Source organism: Curtobacterium sp. MCBD17_008 (assembly GCF_003234475.1).
GTDB lineage: Bacteria > Actinomycetota > Actinomycetes > Actinomycetales > Microbacteriaceae > Curtobacterium.
In genome coordinates this window covers 1-1,264 of sequence record NZ_QKTK01000031.1, presented here as the reverse complement: position 1 = coordinate 1,264, position 1,264 = coordinate 1, and the positions used below count along the sequence as shown (strand labels likewise).

The 1,264-nt window shown below is 65.4% G+C and carries 1 protein-coding gene; it reads left to right on the top strand.

Annotated elements, in window-relative coordinates:
• The first annotated feature begins 69 nt into the window (after window positions 1-69).
• Window positions 70-1,232 (top strand): IS3 family transposase gene (locus tag DEI95_RS16370; protein ID WP_111060908.1). Its coding sequence is split into 2 segments (ribosomal slippage): window positions 70-349 and window positions 349-1,232, totalling 1,164 coding nucleotides; the frame shifts between segments, so codons are not numbered across the junction.
• The last annotated feature ends 32 nt before the right edge of the window (window positions 1,233-1,264 follow it).

The window sequence follows — 1,264 nt, the reverse complement described above, 5'->3', positions numbered from 1 at the left end:
GGGACTGCTGCAGGTTTCGTTGACTCCTGACAGGTAGGGGCGTTGGCTCCTGCTGGAAGGATGTGCGCCATGGTGAAGGCGTATCCGGAAGAGTTCCGCCGTGATGTGATCGCGGTCGCTCGGAAGGGTGAGACGTCGGTGCGGCAGGTCGCGAAGGACTTTGGTGTGTCCGAGTCCTGCCTGGCCCGCTGGTTGCGCCTCGCGGACCGTGATGATGGCGTCGGTGTCGCGGCGTCGCCGTCGGGGAAAGCGGTGGAGCAGGCTGAGCTGCGGGAGGCGCAGAAACGGATCCGGCTGCTCGAGCAGGAGAACGAGATCCTCCGCCGGGCAGCGGCGTACTTCGCCCAGTCACAACTCCCAAAATGATCTACCCGCTGGTCCTCGAACTCGCCGACGACGGTGTTCCTGTCGCGGTGGCCTGCCGGGTGCTGGGCTTCTCGAAGCAGGCGTTCTATCGGTGGCGCGCCGATCCGGTGTCGAAGCGGGACTGGGACGACGCGCACCTGACCAACGCAGCGATTGATGCGCACCGCGACGACCCAACGTTCGGGTATCGGTTCATCGCCGACGACCTCGTCGCGGCCGGCCACCGGGTTTCGGAACGGCGGGTGTGGCGGCTGTGTTCACAGCAGCGGCTGTGGTCGTTGCACGCGAAGAAGCGTGGCCTGAACCGGAAGGCCGGGCCGCCGGTGCACGACGACCGGGTCCGGCGTGCGTTCACGGCGCCAGACCTCGACAAGCTCTGGCTGACCGATATCACTGAGCACCCGACTGGTGAGGGCAAGCTCTACCTCTGCGCGATCAAGGACGCCTGCTCGCGCCGGATCGTGGGTTACTCAATCGGCGATCGTATGCGGTCCTCGCTTGCCGTCGCGGCCCTGCGGATGGCGGTGCACCGCCGGAATCCGACCGGGACGGTCGTCCACTCGGATCGCGGTAGTCAGTTCCGGTCGAAGAAGTTCGTCCGCTCGCTGGGTGATGCCGGCCTGCTCGGATCGATGGGCCGAGTCGGTGCGTGCGCGGACAATGCTGCGATGGAATCGTTCTTCGCGCTCCTGCAGAAGAACGTCCTGAACCGGAAGCGTTGGGCGACTCGGGAAGAGCTCCGGCTGGCGATCATTACCTGGATCGAAGCGACCTATCACCGGAAGCGGCGGCAACGTGGCCTGGGGAAGTTGACCCCGATCGAGTACGAGACGATCATCAACCCACAGGTCGCTCTCGCGGCCTAGACGAACGAGTCAACGAAACCTGCAGCAGTCCC